Annotated in this window: 13 protein-coding genes and 2 rRNA genes; 4 read left to right on the top strand and 11 right to left on the bottom strand. The window is 67.3% G+C overall.

All coding sequences use genetic code 11. The features are described from left to right. Positions 1-36 precede the first annotated feature (36 nt). The 3 genes from EJG53_RS32130 to EJG53_RS32120 all read right to left on the bottom strand — a co-directional run bounded on the left by EJG53_RS32130 (position 37) and on the right by EJG53_RS32120 (position 6,360). Positions 37-3,157 (bottom strand): 23S ribosomal RNA (locus EJG53_RS32130). A gap of 302 nt (positions 3,158-3,459) precedes the next feature. Then, positions 3,460-4,988, bottom strand: a 16S ribosomal RNA gene (locus EJG53_RS32125). Together the 16S and 23S rRNA genes form the textbook arrangement of a ribosomal RNA operon. Before the next feature lie 718 nt (positions 4,989-5,706). Continuing rightward, positions 5,707-6,360 (bottom strand): DNA-3-methyladenine glycosylase, encoded by a 654-nt coding sequence (locus EJG53_RS32120; RefSeq protein ID WP_125047876.1) that lies wholly within the window; start codon positions 6,358-6,360, stop codon positions 5,707-5,709. A 191-nt stretch (positions 6,361-6,551) separates the two neighbouring features. Between EJG53_RS32120 and EJG53_RS32115 the strand changes: the two genes are divergently transcribed. The 3 genes from EJG53_RS32115 (at position 6,552) to EJG53_RS32105 (ending at position 8,939) form a co-directional block, all read left to right on the top strand. Then, on the top strand, positions 6,552-7,334 hold the full coding sequence (locus EJG53_RS32115; RefSeq protein ID WP_125047875.1) for a sporulation protein: 783 nt from the start codon (positions 6,552-6,554) through the stop codon (positions 7,332-7,334). A gap of 97 nt (positions 7,335-7,431) precedes the next feature. Further along, complete coding sequence (locus EJG53_RS32110) at positions 7,432-7,971, top strand: YbhB/YbcL family Raf kinase inhibitor-like protein (protein WP_125047874.1); 540 nt, start codon at positions 7,432-7,434, stop codon at positions 7,969-7,971. A 464-nt stretch (positions 7,972-8,435) separates the two neighbouring features. Continuing rightward, positions 8,436-8,939 (top strand): HNH endonuclease, encoded by a 504-nt coding sequence (locus EJG53_RS32105; protein WP_125047873.1) that lies wholly within the window; start codon positions 8,436-8,438, stop codon positions 8,937-8,939. Between the two features lie 12 nt (positions 8,940-8,951). On the opposite strand, the gene EJG53_RS32100 is transcribed toward EJG53_RS32105, so the two are convergent. The 4 genes from EJG53_RS32100 to EJG53_RS32085 form a co-directional block, all read right to left on the bottom strand. Next, entirely contained in the window at positions 8,952-9,719 is a 768-nt protein-coding gene (locus EJG53_RS32100; RefSeq protein WP_125047872.1) for a sulfite exporter TauE/SafE family protein, read from the bottom strand. Positions 9,720-9,854: 135 nt separating this feature from the next. Next, positions 9,855-10,805, bottom strand: coding sequence for an SPFH domain-containing protein (locus EJG53_RS32095; RefSeq protein ID WP_031010341.1), 951 nt, complete (start codon positions 10,803-10,805; stop codon positions 9,855-9,857). Between the two features lie 139 nt (positions 10,806-10,944). Next, the gene (locus EJG53_RS32090; protein WP_031010343.1) at positions 10,945-11,355 is read right to left on the bottom strand and encodes an NfeD family protein; all 411 of its coding nucleotides are present in this window, start codon (positions 11,353-11,355) and stop codon (positions 10,945-10,947) included. A gap of 85 nt (positions 11,356-11,440) precedes the next feature. Further along, positions 11,441-12,232 carry an ABC transporter ATP-binding protein gene (locus EJG53_RS32085; RefSeq protein ID WP_125047871.1) on the bottom strand — a complete coding sequence of 264 codons (792 nt, stop codon included), beginning with the start codon at positions 12,230-12,232 and terminating at the stop codon, positions 11,441-11,443. A gap of 108 nt (positions 12,233-12,340) precedes the next feature. On the opposite strand from EJG53_RS32085, the gene EJG53_RS32080 reads away from it, so the two are divergent. Continuing rightward, complete coding sequence (locus tag EJG53_RS32080) at positions 12,341-13,162, top strand: hypothetical protein (protein ID WP_125047870.1); 822 nt, start codon at positions 12,341-12,343, stop codon at positions 13,160-13,162. Positions 13,163-13,291: 129 nt separating this feature from the next. Here the strand turns inward: EJG53_RS32080 and EJG53_RS32075 are convergent, their stop codons facing one another. The 4 genes from EJG53_RS32075 to EJG53_RS32060 form a co-directional block, all read right to left on the bottom strand. Beyond that, positions 13,292-13,537, bottom strand: a complete 246-nt coding sequence (locus EJG53_RS32075) for a chaplin family protein (RefSeq protein WP_031010348.1) — start codon at positions 13,535-13,537, stop codon at positions 13,292-13,294. Between the two features lie 112 nt (positions 13,538-13,649). After that, positions 13,650-13,889, bottom strand: coding sequence for a chaplin (locus tag EJG53_RS32070; RefSeq protein WP_125047869.1), 240 nt, complete (start codon positions 13,887-13,889; stop codon positions 13,650-13,652). Positions 13,890-14,100: 211 nt separating this feature from the next. Further along, positions 14,101-14,748: a response regulator gene (locus tag EJG53_RS32065; protein ID WP_031010353.1), complete on the bottom strand. Its 648-nt coding sequence runs from the start codon at positions 14,746-14,748 to the stop codon at positions 14,101-14,103. After that, positions 14,741-15,916 carry a GAF domain-containing sensor histidine kinase gene (locus EJG53_RS32060; RefSeq protein ID WP_125047868.1) on the bottom strand — a complete coding sequence of 392 codons (1,176 nt, stop codon included), beginning with the start codon at positions 15,914-15,916 and terminating at the stop codon, positions 14,741-14,743. The genes EJG53_RS32065 and EJG53_RS32060 overlap by 8 nt, the downstream gene beginning before the upstream one ends. Positions 15,917-16,062: the final 146 nt, after the last annotated feature.

Raw genomic sequence — 16,062 nt, 5'->3', positions numbered from 1 at the left:
CGCAACCCGGGAACCACACAGTGGACGCGAGCAACTGAGGACAAGCCCTCGGCCTATTAGTACCAGTCAACTCCACCCGTTACCAGGCTTCCATATCTGGCCTATCAACCCAGTCGTCTACTGGGAGCCTTACCCTCTCAAGGAGGAGGGAGCCCTCATCTCGAAGCAGGCTTCCCGCTTAGATGCTTTCAGCGGTTATCCTTTCCGAACGTAGCCAACCAGCCATGCCCTTGGCAGGACAACTGGCACACCAGAGGTTCGTCCGTCCCGGTCCTCTCGTACTAGGGACAGCCCTTCTCAAGACTCCTACGCGCACAGCGGATAGGGACCGAACTGTCTCACGACGTTCTAAACCCAGCTCGCGTACCGCTTTAATGGGCGAACAGCCCAACCCTTGGGACCGACTCCAGCCCCAGGATGCGACGAGCCGACATCGAGGTGCCAAACCATCCCGTCGATATGGACTCTTGGGGAAGATCAGCCTGTTATCCCCGGGGTACCTTTTATCCGTTGAGCGACGGCGCTTCCACAAGCCACCGCCGGATCACTAGTCCCTACTTTCGTACCTGCTCGACCCGTCAGTCTCACAGTCAAGCTCCCTTGTGCACTTACACTCAACACCTGATTGCCAACCAGGCTGAGGGAACCTTTGGGCGCCTCCGTTACTCTTTAGGAGGCAACCGCCCCAGTTAAACTACCCACCAGACACTGTCCCTGATCCGGATCACGGACCCAGGTTAGACATCCAGCACGACCAGAGTGGTATTTCAACAACGACTCCCCCGCCACTGGCGTGACGAGTTCACAGTCTCCCACCTATCCTACACAAGCCGAACCGAACACCAATATCAAGCTATAGTAAAGGTCCCGGGGTCTTTCCGTCCTGCTGCGCGAAACGAGCATCTTTACTCGTAGTGCAATTTCACCGGGCCTATGGTTGAGACAGTCGAGAAGTCGTTACGCCATTCGTGCAGGTCGGAACTTACCCGACAAGGAATTTCGCTACCTTAGGATGGTTATAGTTACCACCGCCGTTTACTGGCGCTTAAGTTCTCAGCTTCGCCCCACCGAAATGGAGCTAACCGGTCCCCTTAACGTTCCAGCACCGGGCAGGCGTCAGTCCGTATACATCGCCTTACGGCTTCGCACGGACCTGTGTTTTTAGTAAACAGTCGCTTCTCGCTGGTCTCTGCGGCCACCACCAGCTCAGAGTGCAAGACTCATCACCAGCAATGGCCCCCTTCTCCCGAAGTTACGGGGGCATTTTGCCGAGTTCCTTAACCATAGTTCACCCGAACGCCTCGGTATTCTCTACCTGACCACCTGAGTCGGTTTAGGGTACGGGCCGCCATGAAACTCGCTAGAGGCTTTTCTCGACAGCATAGGATCATCCACTTCACCACAATCGGCTCGGCATCAGGTCTCACCCTCCATGTCATCCGGATTTGCCTAGATGACGGGCTACACCCTTACCCCGGGACAACCACCGCCCGGGCTGGACTACCTTCCTGCGTCACCCCATCACTCACCTACTACAAGTCTGGATCATCGGCTCCACCACTCCCCTACGCTCCGAAGAGCTCAGGGCGGCTTCACGGACTTAGCATCGCCTGATTCGATGTTTGGCGCTTCAAAGCGGGTACCGGAATATCAACCGGTTGTCCATCGACTACGCCTGTCGGCCTCGCCTTAGGTCCCGACTTACCCTGGGCAGATCAGCTTGACCCAGGAACCCTTAGTCAATCGGCGCACACGTTTCCCACGTGTGTATCGCTACTCATGCCTGCATTCTCACTCGTGAACCGTCCACAACTACCTTCCGGTGCTGCTTCACCCGGCACACGACGCTCCCCTACCCATCACAGTCCCCGTTAGAGGTATGTACTGCAATGACACGACTTCGGCGGTGTGCTTGAGCCCCGCTACATTGTCGGCGCGGAATCACTTGACCAGTGAGCTATTACGCACTCTTTCAAGGATGGCTGCTTCTAAGCCAACCTCCTGGTTGTCTCTGCGACTCCACATCCTTTCCCACTTAGCACACGCTTAGGGGCCTTAGTCGATGCTCTGGGCTGTTTCCCTCTCGACCATGGAGCTTATCCCCCACAGTCTCACTGCCGCGCTCTCACTTACCGGCATTCGGAGTTTGGCTAAGGTCAGTAACCCGGTAGGGCCCATCGCCTATCCAGTGCTCTACCTCCGGCAAGAAACACACGACGCTGCACCTAAATGCATTTCGGGGAGAACCAGCTATCACGGAGTTTGATTGGCCTTTCACCCCTAACCACAGGTCATCCCCCAGGTTTTCAACCCTGGTGGGTTCGGTCCTCCACGAAGTCTTACCTCCGCTTCAACCTGCCCATGGCTAGATCACTCCGCTTCGGGTCTTGGGCACGCTACTCAACGCCCTCTTCGGACTCGCTTTCGCTACGGCTTCCCCACACGGGTTAACCTCGCAACATACCGCAAACTCGCAGGCTCATTCTTCAAAAGGCACGCAGTCACGACGCAAGAACAAGTTCTTGCGCGACGCTCCCACGGCTTGTAGGCACACGGTTTCAGGTACTATTTCACTCCGCTCCCGCGGTACTTTTCACCATTCCCTCACGGTACTATCCGCTATCGGTCACCAGGGAATATTTAGGCTTAGCGGGTGGTCCCGCCAGATTCACACGGGATTTCACGGGCCCCGTGCTACTTGGGTGTCTCTTAAACGAGCCGCTGATGTTTCAGCTACGGGGGTCTTACCCTCTACGCCGGACCTTTCGCATGTCCTTCGCCTACATCAACGGTTTCTGACTCGTCCCACAGCCGGCAGACTGCAGAAAAGAGATCCCACAACCCCGCACTGGCAACCCCTGCCGGGTATCACACCAATACGGTTTGGCCTCATCCAGTTTCGCTCGCCACTACTCCCGGAATCACGGTTGTTTTCTCTTCCTGCGGGTACTGAGATGTTTCACTTCCCCGCGTTCCCTCCACATACCCTATGTGTTCAGGTATGGGTGACAGCCCATGACGACTGCCGGGTTTCCCCATTCGGACACCCCCGGATCAAAGCTCGGTTGACAGCTCCCCGGGGCCTATCGTGGCCTCCCACGTCCTTCATCGGTTCCTGGTGCCAAGGCATCCACCGTGCGCCCTTAAAAACTTGGCCACAGATGCTCGCGTCCACTGTGCAGTTCTCAAGCAACGACCAGCCACCCACCACCCAGCCCTGACGGACCGGTTCACTGGGGCCGGCGTTTGAAGGGCGAGCAACGCTCGCACCCTCAGACACCCAACAGCGTGCCCGACACCCTCGTCTGGTGATACACGTTCCACGCCGAAGCAGTACTAGTGATCCCCATACCGAGTGTGCCGAGTAGTCAACGTTCCACCCATGAGCAACCAGCACCGGACATTCGCCGATGTTCTGGCCTCTGACCAGCCCGAAGGCCGGTAAGAAGTGCTCCTTAGAAAGGAGGTGATCCAGCCGCACCTTCCGGTACGGCTACCTTGTTACGACTTCGTCCCAATCGCCAGTCCCACCTTCGACGATTCCCTCCCACAAGGGGTTGGGCCACCGGCTTCGGGTGTTACCGACTTTCGTGACGTGACGGGCGGTGTGTACAAGGCCCGGGAACGTATTCACCGCAGCAATGCTGATCTGCGATTACTAGCGACTCCGACTTCATGGGGTCGAGTTGCAGACCCCAATCCGAACTGAGACCGGCTTTTTGAGATTCGCTCCACCTCGCGGTATCGCAGCTCATTGTACCGGCCATTGTAGCACGTGTGCAGCCCAAGACATAAGGGGCATGATGACTTGACGTCGTCCCCACCTTCCTCCGAGTTGACCCCGGCAGTCTCCTGTGAGTCCCCATCACCCCGAAGGGCATGCTGGCAACACAGAACAAGGGTTGCGCTCGTTGCGGGACTTAACCCAACATCTCACGACACGAGCTGACGACAGCCATGCACCACCTGTACACCGACCACAAGGGGGACCCTGTCTCCAGGGTTTTCCGGTGTATGTCAAGCCTTGGTAAGGTTCTTCGCGTTGCGTCGAATTAAGCCACATGCTCCGCCGCTTGTGCGGGCCCCCGTCAATTCCTTTGAGTTTTAGCCTTGCGGCCGTACTCCCCAGGCGGGGAACTTAATGCGTTAGCTGCGGCACGGACGACGTGGAATGTCGCCCACACCTAGTTCCCAACGTTTACGGCGTGGACTACCAGGGTATCTAATCCTGTTCGCTCCCCACGCTTTCGCTCCTCAGCGTCAGTATCGGCCCAGAGATCCGCCTTCGCCACCGGTGTTCCTCCTGATATCTGCGCATTTCACCGCTACACCAGGAATTCCGATCTCCCCTACCGAACTCTAGCCTGCCCGTATCGAATGCAGACCCGGGGTTAAGCCCCGGGCTTTCACATCCGACGTGACAAGCCGCCTACGAGCTCTTTACGCCCAATAATTCCGGACAACGCTTGCGCCCTACGTATTACCGCGGCTGCTGGCACGTAGTTAGCCGGCGCTTCTTCTGCAGGTACCGTCACTTGCGCTTCTTCCCTGCTGAAAGAGGTTTACAACCCGAAGGCCGTCATCCCTCACGCGGCGTCGCTGCATCAGGCTTTCGCCCATTGTGCAATATTCCCCACTGCTGCCTCCCGTAGGAGTCTGGGCCGTGTCTCAGTCCCAGTGTGGCCGGTCGCCCTCTCAGGCCGGCTACCCGTCGTCGCCTTGGTAGGCCATTACCCCACCAACAAGCTGATAGGCCGCGGGCTCATCCTGCACCGCCGGAGCTTTCCACACGGAGATCATGCGATCCCGTGTCGTATCCGGTATTAGACCCCGTTTCCAGGGCTTGTCCCAGAGTGCAGGGCAGATTGCCCACGTGTTACTCACCCGTTCGCCACTAATCCCCTCCCGAAGGAGGTTCATCGTTCGACTTGCATGTGTTAAGCACGCCGCCAGCGTTCGTCCTGAGCCAGGATCAAACTCTCCGTGAATGTTTCCGGGTTCTCCCGGTAACACACACGAGAGCGGAACAGGAAGCGGAATAGGCTTCCTGTTCACAGCGTCCTCGCTGTGTGTGCCACCCGCACCGCGTGGATGCTGGTGGGCTTTTCAAAGGAACCTCATCCTCCGGCTGCTGCCGGTGGACGGGGTATCAACATATCTGGCGTTGACTTTTGGCACGCTGTTGAGTTCTCAAGGAACGGACGCTTCCTTTGTGCCTGTTTCACCAGGCTCTCCGGGCGCTTCCCTTCGGTCTTGCGTTTCCGACTCTATCAGATCCTCGCGGTCCTGATTTCCGCCGGTGCGTTTCGGCCTTTCGGCTTCTTCACGGTTCCAACCTTACCAGATCCGTTCGGCGTTTCCGCTTTCCGTTTCCGGCCCCCTGCTGGAGCGGGCGGCCGATCAGCTCTCGCTTTCCGGCCCTTCCGACGTTATCAGATCCGATTACCGATCCGTTGCCGGATCGAATTCGTTTCCGATGCCCCGTCGGCGGGGCGTGTTACGCCTTTCGGCGTGATCACTACTTTAGGCGAATTCCCGTGCGGCGCATAATCGCGCCGCGGCGGTCTCGAATTTCGGCAAGCGAAACAGGACCCCGCCTGGGGTGATCGTTCGTAGGTAGTGGGTTTGCGTCGCTCGGCGGCCCGCGCAGACAGCGCTGCCCGTGTCAAGCGGCTCGGGCCACGTTAGGCGGTCCGGAGCGCAGAGTCAAGCAGCCCTGCTCCGGCGCTTGCGCGGCACGTGGGCGCGGTACGGGCTGACGGTGGGATCGCCGTCGATCCAGAAGCGCCACGGGTGCGCGGCGCCCTCGCCGCTGATGCCCGTACGCGGCCCGTTGAGCACCTCGGCGGCCTCCGCGGGGTGCCCGTGCAGGACGGTGAGCGGCTGGTCCGGATCGGTGGAGCAGATGTCCGTACCGTCCAGGGAGCGGTCGATGTCGAGGGCGGTGGCGAGCCGGGCCGGGCCCTTGGCCAGTTCGCGGGCGTTGCGTGCCTTCGGGCGGCGTTCCGCCGCCTGCTGCGTTCCGGTGAGCACTTCGCCGGCCCGGAGCAGTACACCGCTGGCGGTGCCCTCCTTGTTGCAGACCAGGTTGAGGCTGAACCACATGCCGTAGATGAAATACACGTACGCGTGACCGGGAGGCCCGAACATCGAGGCGTTGCGCGCGGTGCGTCCCCGGTAGGCGTGGGAGCCCGGGTCCGAGGAGCCGTTGTAGGCCTCGACCTCGGTGATGCGCAGTTCGATCGGTCCCTGCGGGGTGCGGCGTACGAGGGTGCGGCCGAGCAGCTCAGGCGCGACGTCCAGGACGGGACGGTCGAAGAAGTCCCGCGTGAGCGGTCGGCGGTCCGGTGCGACGATCATGCGGATCAAGGGTAACGGAGAGCGACACGAAGCACCGGGCGGGCGACTGGCCACCGGGGCGTTCCGTTGGGAGGGTGTCGCCACGGAACCGGCCGGCGCCGTGCGGCGTGGGTAGCTGACGACCGGGCCGCGATCACGGCGCATCACACGAGGTACACGAGGTACAGGCGTCTGCCTGGGGAGGAACGAGCATGGGGTTCAAGAAGCTGCTGGCCAGCTTGGGGGCCGGAGGCGCGTCGGTGGAGACGGTGCTCTTCGAGGAGAACGTCGTGCCGGGCGGGGTCGTGCAGGGCGAGGTGCGGATCGAGGGCGGTTCGGTCGCCCAGCAGATCGAGAAGCTGTCGGTGGGCCTCCAGGCGCGGGTGGAGGTCGAGGGCGGCGAGCAGGAGTACAAGCGGGACGTGGAGTTCACCAAGCTCCAGCTCGGCGGGGCCTTCGAGGTGCAGGCCGGCGCGGTGCACACGGTGCCGTTCGGGCTGGAGATCCCGTGGGAGACGCCGGTGACGACGTTCCTCGGGCAGCACCTGCACGGGATGCACGTCGGGGTGACGACGGAGCTGGCGATCGCCCGTGCGGTGGACTCCGGCGACCTCGACCCGGTCAACGTGCATCCGCTGCCCGCTCAGCAGGCCCTGCTGGACGCCTTCGGCCGGCTCGGGTTCCGGTTCAAGAGCGCGGACCTGGAGCAGGGGCACATCCGGGGCACCCGGCAGCGGCTGCCCTTCTACCAGGAGATCGAGTTCTACGCGCCGCAGCAGTACCGGGGTCTGAACCAGGTCGAGCTGTCCTTCGTGGCGGACGACCGGGAGATGGACGTGGTGCTGGAGATGGACAAGAAGGCGGGGCTGTTCAGCGAGGGCAGCGACACGTACCGCTCGTTCGTGGTGCCGCTGGACGGCTATCAGGAGACGGACTGGGCGGCGTACCTCAACCAGTGGCTGGCCGAGGTCGGCGGCCGGCGCAACTGGCTCTGACGGGCCCGTGTCGCACCCCCGGCCGGGCGCCGGGGGCCGCGGCGCAGGATCTAACCTGGCCGGACAGGTGTCCATTCGCGACTCAGGAGGTGCCCAGGTGTCCGAGCTCAAGCGCCGGCCGCTCCCGCACGATTTCCATCCGCCGGTGGCCGGGTTCACCGTGGTGAGCGACGAGGTGACCGACGGCGGCAGGCTCCCGTCGGCGCAGGTGCAGGCGGAGGGCAACACCTCGCCGCACCTGCGGTGGGAGGGCGCGCCGGAGGGGGCCCGCAGCTACGCGGTCACCTGCTTCGACCCGGACGCGCCGACCGGCAGCGGTTTCTGGCACTGGTCGGTGTTCGACATCCCCGCCTCCGTCACCGAGCTGCCCGCGGGCGCCGGTACGGGTGACATGAAGGGGCTGCCGGAGGGGGCCGTCCACGTACGCAACGACGCGGGGTCGCGGGACTTCACGGGTGCGGCGCCGCCGCCCGGTGACGGGCCGCACCGTTACGTCTTCACCGTGTACGCGGTGGACCAGGAGAAGCTGGGCCCGGACGCGGACGCGACGCCGGCCGTGGTCGGCTTCAATCTGCGGTTCCACGCGATCGGGCGGGCGCAGTTGATCGGCGAGTACGAGGTGCCGGCCGGCGGCTGAGCAAGCAAGAGGGCCGGTGTCCGGACCCTGGCCGTTTCCGGCCGGGGGCGGATGCCGGCCCTAATTGCGTTGCGCCCCGGCGCTTGTGCTCGCACAGTGGTGCATGGCTGGCGAACGGCGTGCAGGACGGCCGTCGGGCAGCCGGTACCGCAGCGGCGGGGACGGCGGGGCGCAGGTGTGTCGCCGGCCGTCTGCCGGAGTCCGTTCTCGTGTCGGACGGCCGCGTCGGCTGCCATACGCTCCGGGGTCCCGGCGAACGCACGGGGGTGGGGCCCCGGAGCGTGCCGCCCGCTGCGCGCCGTGGCGTGCTTCCTTCCGCCCCTCGCTCGCACCCGTACCTTCACCTCTCCGTCATCTCCCATCTCCCTTGTGGCGTGCGGAAATTGCGTTGTCCGGGGGATCACTGGAGCTGCACAGTGGAGCCACTTCGCCGAGCGGCGAACGGGGACCGGGAGGTGGACGGGATGCGCGAGACACTGGTGCTCAACGCGAGCTTCGAGCCGCTGGCGACGGTGTCGCTGCGGCGTGCGCTGGTGCTGGTCATGCAGGACAAGGCCGTGGTCGAGCAGGCGCATCCGGGGCTGCGTATCCGGGCCGCGACGGTGGACGTACCGGTGCCCCGGGTGATCCGGCTGAGCCGGTACGTACGGGTGCCGTTCCGAAGACAGGCGGCGTGGTCGCGGCGGGGTGTGCTGGTGCGGGACCAGCACCGGTGCGCGTACTGCGGGCGGCGGGCGACGACCGTGGACCACATCGTGCCGCGGTCGCGCGGCGGCGGGGACAACTGGCTGAACACGGTCGCGTCCTGCGTCGAGGACAATCACCGCAAGGCGGACCGGACGCCGGAGCAGGCGGGGATGCGGCTGCTGACCCGGCCGTTCGAGCCGACGCCCGCGGACGCGCTGGTGGCGGCGCTGGCCGGTTCCGTACGGGAGGAGCTGCCGGAGTGGCTGGGGCTGCCGGCGTAGCGGTCCGGCGGGTCACCTCAGCAGCAACTGGGTGATCGCCGCGATGCCGACGGCGACGATCACCCCGCGCAGTACGGCGGGCGGCAGCCGGCGGCCGATCCTGGCGCCGATCAGGCCGCCGAGGGCCGAGCCGGCGGCGATGAGGACGACGGCGAGCCAGTCGATCTGCGCGGCGAAGAGGAAGAAGAGCGCGGCGACGCCGTTGACGAACAAGGCCAGCACGTTCTTGACGGCGTTGAGGCGTTGCAGATCTTCGCTGAGCAGCAGGCCCATCAGGGAGAGGTAGATGACTCCTTGGGCGGCGCCGAAGTAGCCGCCGTACATGCTCGCGAAGAAGATTCCGGTCAGCAGCAGGGCGCCACCGTCCGCCCGGACGGTGGTGCCGTTGCGTGCGCGGCGGGCGCGCAGGGCGGCGGCGAGCCGGGGCTGGAGGACGACGAGGACGAGCGCCACGGCGATCAGGGCGGGCACGATCGCGTCGAAGGCGTCGGAGGGCAGCACCAGGAGGAAGGCCGCGCCGATCAGCCCGCCGGCCAGGGCCGCGGTGCCGAAGCGCCGTATGCGGCGTCCCTGGCCGGCCAGTTCGCGGCGGTAGCCGAAGGCGCCGCTGAGCGAACCGGGCACCAGGCCGAGGGTGTTGGAGACGTTGGCGGTGACCGGTGGCAGCCCGACGGCCAGCAGGACCGGGAAGGTGATCAGGGTTCCGGAGCCGACCACGACGTTGATCGCGCCGGCCGCACCGCCCGCGCCGAAGACGGCGAGCGCTTCCCAGACGGTCATACGGGCTCCCTCGTACATGATCGGTACGGTCCGGCCTGATCATGCACCAGGGCCCGCCCCCGGGAACAGCACTTTCGTGCGTGCTGCCGGGGGCGGGCCCTGGGGACAACCGGGACGGTCCTGGGAGGGACCGGGTCAGTCGATGGGCGGCTGTTCGCGGTGGGGCGCGGACTTGGTCATGCCGGGGCCGCCGGCCGGGGCGCCGCCGCCCGCGGGGTTGAAGCTGTTGATGGCGCCGCCGAGGCCCTTGAGGGCGTCGCCGATCTCGCTGGGCACGATCCAGAGCTTGTTGGCGTCGCCCTCGGCGATCTTCGGCAGCATCTGGAGGTACTGGTAGGACAGCAGCTTCTGGTCCGGGTCGCCGGCGTGGATGGACTCGAAGACCACCCGGATCGCCTGCGCCTCGCCCTCGGCGCGCAGCGCGGCGGCCTTGGCCTCACCTTCGGCGCGCAGGATGGAGGATTGCTTCTCACCCTCGGCGGTGAGGATCTGGGACTGCCGGACACCTTCGGCCTGGAGGATGGCGGCGCGCTTGTCACGGTCGGCGCGCATCTGCTTCTCCATCGAGTCCTGGATGGAGGTCGGCGGCTCGATGGCCTTGAGCTCGACGCGGTTGACGCGGATGCCCCACTTGCCGGTGGCCTCGTCCAGGACGCCGCGCAGGGCCGCGTTGATCTCCTCGCGGGAGGTCAGGGTCCGCTCCAGGTCCATGCCGCCGATGATGTTGCGCAGGGTCGTGACGGTGAGCTGCTCGATCGCCTGGATGTAGCTGGCGACCTCGTACGTCGCGGCGCGCGCGTCGGTGACCTGGTAGTAGATGACGGTGTCGATGTTCACGACCAGGTTGTCCTGGGTGATCACCGGCTGCGGCGGGAAGGGGACGACCTGTTCGCGCAGGTCGATGCGGTTGCGGATGGAGTCGATGAACGGGACGACGATGTTCAGGCCCGCGTTCAGGGTGCGGGTGTAGCGGCCGAAGCGCTCGACGATGGCGGCGCTGGCCTGCGGGATGACCTGGATCGTTTTGATGAGTGCGATGAAAACGAGCACCACCAGGATGATCAGGACGATGATGATCGGTTGCACTGCGGCTCCCCGGTACCCCTCGGTTGCTGACTGCGGCGGCCTGTGCCGGCCCGGTCTTGATCGAGTCTTTCAGAGCGACCGGCCGGCACGCAGGCGCTTCGCCTGATCCGTGCGCTCGTACGACGACCGGCCGGTCCGCTCACATGACGACCGCGGTGGCACCTTCGATCTCCACCACGTCCACCTTCTGGCCCGGTTCGTAGACCTGGTCCGCGTCCAGCGCGCGGGCGGACCAGACCTCGCCGCCCAGCTTGACCCGGCCGCCGGAGGCGTCGACCCGCTCCAGGACCGTGGCGGAGCGGCCCTTGAGGGCGTCGATCCCCGAGGCCAGTTGCGGGCGTTGGTTCCGGTGGCGGTTGGCGATGGGGCGTACCACCGCGATCAGCGCGACCGAGACGGCGGCGAAGACGACGAACTGCATGACCGTGCCTCCGCCGAGCCCCGCGGTGACGGCGCCGGCGACGGCACCGACCGCGAGCATGCCGAACTCGGGCATCGCGGTCACGACGAGCGGAATGCCCAGTCCTACGGCGGCGACGAGCCACCACACCCATGGATCCACGCCTTCATGGTAGATCCGCCGGACGGCCCGGGACAGGGGCCGTCCGGTCAGGAAGGGCGGGACGGTGGGCTCTTCAGGAGAGCGGCAGGCCCTGCGCGGTCCAGCGGTCGCCGTTGCGCTCGACGACCAGCGGCAGGCCGAAGCAGTGCGAGAGGTTGCTGGAGGTCAGCTCCAGGTCGAGCGGTCCGGCGGACAGGACCTTGCCCTGGCGGATCATCAGGACGTGGGTGAAGCCCGGCGGGATCTCCTCGACGTGGTGGGTGACCATGATCATGGAGGGGGCGTACGGGTCGCGGGCGAGCCGGCCGAGGCGGCGTACGAGGTCCTCGCGGCCGCCGAGGTCGAGGCCGGCCGCGGGCTCGTCCAGGAGGAGCAGCTCGGGGTCGGTCATCATCGCGCGGGCGATGAGGGTGCGCTTGCGCTCGCCCTCGGAGAGGGTGCCGAACTTCCGGTCGAGGTAGTCGTTCATGCCGAGCCGGTCGAGGAAGGCGCGGGCGCGCTGCTCGTCGATGTCCTCGTACTGCTCGCGCCAGCCGGCGGTCATGCCGTACGCGGCGGTGAGCACGGTCTGCAGGACGGTCTGGCTGCGCGGCAGCTTGTCGGCGAGGGCGATGCCGGCCACGCCGATGCGCGGGCGCAGGTCGAAGACGTCGACCTTGCCGAGGGTCTCGCCGAGGATCGAGGCGGTGCCGGTGCTCGGGAAGACGTAGCTGGAGGCGACGTTGAGCAGGGTGGTCTTGCCGGCGCCGTTGGGGCCGAGGATCACCCAGCGCTCGCCCTCCTTGACCGACCAGGAGACCTGGTCCACCAGAGCCCGTCCTTCGCGGACCACGGATACGTCCACCAGCTCCAGCACATCGCTCATGAGCGCGTTGTCTCCCATTGCATCTCGGTCGGTCTCGTGCGCCTGTGGGCGCATCCCCCCTGCAAACCTACGCCACTCGATGTCAGTGCCTGTCCTTAGGCTGGGGACATGCTCGATGAACCTCGTTCGGGACGGCTGGCCGCGTGGGGAAATGCCCTGTTGGCCGGGCTTGTCTCACCTGATGAAGCCGCACAGCGGATCGCGGAGGACGACGCGGTGCACCGCGTGCGGGGCCTGCCCGGGGAGCCGGGCCCGGTCGGGCTGACGCTCGCCCTGGGGCGGCTGCGGACGCTGGGGGCGACCGGCCTGCGGGTGGCGCTGCCGGTGCCCGGTCATCCGCTGGGGCTGAGCGGTCCCGCGGAGTTCAACGCGCGGGCGATGGAGGCCGAGGAGGCGGTGCTGGCGTCCGGGGCGGCGCTCGGGCTCGTCCCGGAGGTGTGGGAGTCCGGCCCGGAGGACGCCGCGGTGCCGCGTGAGGACGTGCGTGTCGAGGTGGTCTGGCACTGCCTGCCCGTCCGGGACGCTCCCCCGGCGGACGTGCCGTCGCTCGGCGAGGCGGAGCGGGAGCTGGCGGAGGCGCTGCGGGAGGCGACCGAGGTGCTCTCCCGGCTGGACGTGGCGGGCTCCGGACCGGTCGCGCAGGCGGCGCTGGAGGCGTACCGCGCGCGGGCCGAGGCCGGGCGGCAGGTGCTGGCGCCCGGTTATCCGCCGCGGGCGGTGCGGGTGCTGGAGCTGGCGCAGCGGGTCGGCGCGCTCATCGACATCGCGCGGGGCGCCGACGGGGACGGGCGGGAGCACGGCGGTGCGGTGAGCGCGTCCGAGATGGCGGCGCGGGCCGAGGCGCTGCGTCCGGTGGAGCGCACGGCGCGGCGGGCGCAGGTGGCGGCGTACAACGCGTATGTGGAGGAGGCGGAGCGGCGCCGGGGGTGAGCGCAGGGGGCGGGGCCGGGCCGTCTCCGTACGGGAAAGGCCCCGCCGGCCGGGGTGCGGCCGGGCGGGGCCTCGGGTGGCCGCGGTGCTGACGCGGTCCGGGAGGTGCGGCGGGGTGTGCCGTGTGGGTCAGTGGTTCGCGGCGGCGTTGCCGTGGGCCGGGTTCAGCACACCGACGACGCTGACGGTGTTGCCGGAGACGTTGACCGGCACGCTCACGGGGACCTGTACGAGATTGCCCGAGAGGACACCGGGGGACTTGGCGGCCGCGCCGTTGGCGTGCGCGTGTCCGGTCGCGGCGGCGGACCCGGCGGCGGCACCGGCGGCCAGCCCGGCGGTGGCGAGGACGAAGGCGGCCTTCTTGGCGGTGTTCATGGAAGTGTTCCTCACGTGTCGGCGCGGGGCCGTGGGGTGGTGGTCATCGGGTGCTCGGCGAGGCCGGCCCGTCGGGGGTGGGTGGCCGGGCCGGCCCGTCGCGCGGAGGCGGTCAGGAGTTGTGGCTGCGGTTCCCGAAGGCCGGGTTCAGGACGCCGACGACCGAGACGGTGTTGCCGGTGACGTTGACCGGGACGTGCACCGGGACCTGGAGCAGGTTGCCGGAGGCGACGCCGGGGGAGTTCACGGCGTGGCCCTGCGCGACACCCTGGGCGGAGGCGATACCGGCACCGGCGACGGCGAGTCCGCCCGTGGCGATCGTGACGGCCACGGCCCTCTTGATGTTCTTCACTTCTCTGAACCTCTCCTCACAACGGCCGCGGTCGACTTCCGCGGCACGTCATGGAGAACGGCCGGACGCCTGACGGGTTGCGCCACCCGGGTGACGTACACCCGACGGTATGAATCTCGGATGGGATGACGGCGGACGGGCGCACGCCCTGATAGTCGGACCGGCGCCGGGCGACACCCGGCCGCCGGCCCGCCGCCGCTCCCTCCGGCTCTCAGGCGCCGATGCCGTGCCGGACCGCCCAGAGGGCGGCCTGGGTGCGGTCGGCCAGGTCCAGCTTCATCAGGATGTTGGACACATGGGTCTTGACGGTCTTCTCGGACAGCACCAGCGCGCGGGCGATCTCCCGGTTGGAGCGGCCGTCCGCTATCAGGCCGAGGACCTCGCGCTCCCGTTCGGTCAGCGAGGTGCCGCGCCCCTGCCCGTTGTTGCCGTCCTCCTGGGAGAGCAGCGCGCCGGCCACCTCGGGCTGGAGCAGGACGTGTCCGGCGTGCACGGAACGGATGGCGCCGGCCAGCGCGTCCGGGTCGACGTCCTTGTAGACGTAGCCCGCGGCGCCCGCGCGGAGCGCCGGGACGACGGTGCGCTGCTCGGTGAAGCTGGTGACGACGAGCACGCGCGCCGGGTTGTCCAGTTCGCGCAGCTTGCGGAGGGCTTCGATGCCGTCCATGCCCGGCATCTTGACGTCCATCAGGACGACGTCCGGGCGCAGTTGCTCGGCGGCGGCGATGCCCTCGGCGCCGTCGGACGCCTCCCCCACCACCTCGATGTCGTCCTGGACCTCCAGGAACGTGCGCAGTCCGCGGCGGACGACCTGGTGATCGTCCACCAACAGCACCCTGATTGCTCCGGTGTCACCCACCAGGCACCTCCATCTCCACAGCGGTGCCCTTGCCGGGCTCCGATTCCACGGTGAGCCGGCCGCCGACGCCGCTCGCCCGGTCGCGCATCGACACCAGGCCCAGATGACGGCCCGCGCGGCGGACCGCGCCGGTGTCGAAGCCGCGGCCGTCGTCGGCGACGCGCAGCAGGGCGCCCTGGCCGTGCCGTACGAGGGTGACCGCGACGCGGTCGGCGCCGGCGTGCCGCAGGGCGTTGTGCAGGGCTTCCTGGGCGACCCGCAGCAGTGCTTCCTCCTGGGCGGCGGGCAGGGCGCGGACGCCCTGGGCCTCGAAGGTGACGTGTGCGTGATGGGCGCGGTCCAGGACCTGGGTCTGCGAGCGCAGGGTGGCGACGAGGCCGTCCTCGTCCAGGGCGGCGGGGCGCAACTCGACGACGGCGGCGCGCAGTTCGTCGGCGGCCTCCGCGGCGAGGGCGGCGACCTGCTGCAACTCGCCCTTGGCGCGCGCCGGGTCGCGGTCCACCAGGGCGGTGGCGGCCTGGGCGGTCAGCCGGAGCGAGAAGAGTTTCTGGGCGACGGCGTCGTGCAGTTCGTGGGCGAGGCGGGCGCGCTCCCCCGCGATGGTCAGTTCGCGGCTGCGCTCGTAGAGGCGGGCGTTGGTCAGGGCGATGGCGGCGTGCTGGGCGAGTATGCCGAGCAGCCGTTCGTCCTCGGCGGTGAAGCCGCAGCCGCCCGCGGGCTTGGGGCACTTCTTGTTGGCGAGGAAGAGCGCGCCGAGGATCTCGTCGCCGTCGGCGACCGGCAGGCCGATGAAGTCGGACATGTCCGGGTGGGCGGCGGGCCAGCCGCCGAAGCGGGGGTCGGCGCGGACGTCGGCGAGCCGCTCCGGGGTGGCGTTGTGCAGCATCGCGGCGAGGATGCCGTGCTGGCGCGGCAGCGGGCCGATGGCCTTCCACTGTTCCTCACCGACGCCGTCGACCACGAACTGGGCGAAGCCGCCGTGGTCGTCGGGCACGCCGAGGGCGGCGTACTCGGCGTCGAGCAGTTCGCGGGCGGAGGCGACGATCGTCTTGAGCACGTCGCGCACCTCCAGGTGCCGGCTCATGGCGAGGATCGCGCTGCTCACGGCGGGGATCCCGGCGCCCGGCCCGTCTCCCGGCCCGTGTCCGTCTCCCGGTCCGTTGGTCATGGCTTCACGGTACCGGCGGGCGGTGACAGCCGTATCGGACCACCGGCGGCCTTCGCTTGGGTCCACCGGACTAGGGCGAAGTGCCCTCGCTCGTCCCGCCCGCTGCCCGAGGTGGCCCGGGCCGTCCGGTTCCTAGCGTGAGCAGC

It is taken from the genome of Streptomyces chrestomyceticus JCM 4735 (assembly GCF_003865135.1).
GTDB classification, from domain to species: domain Bacteria; phylum Actinomycetota; class Actinomycetes; order Streptomycetales; family Streptomycetaceae; genus Streptomyces; species Streptomyces chrestomyceticus.
This window is presented reverse-complemented; position numbering and strand designations above follow the sequence as displayed.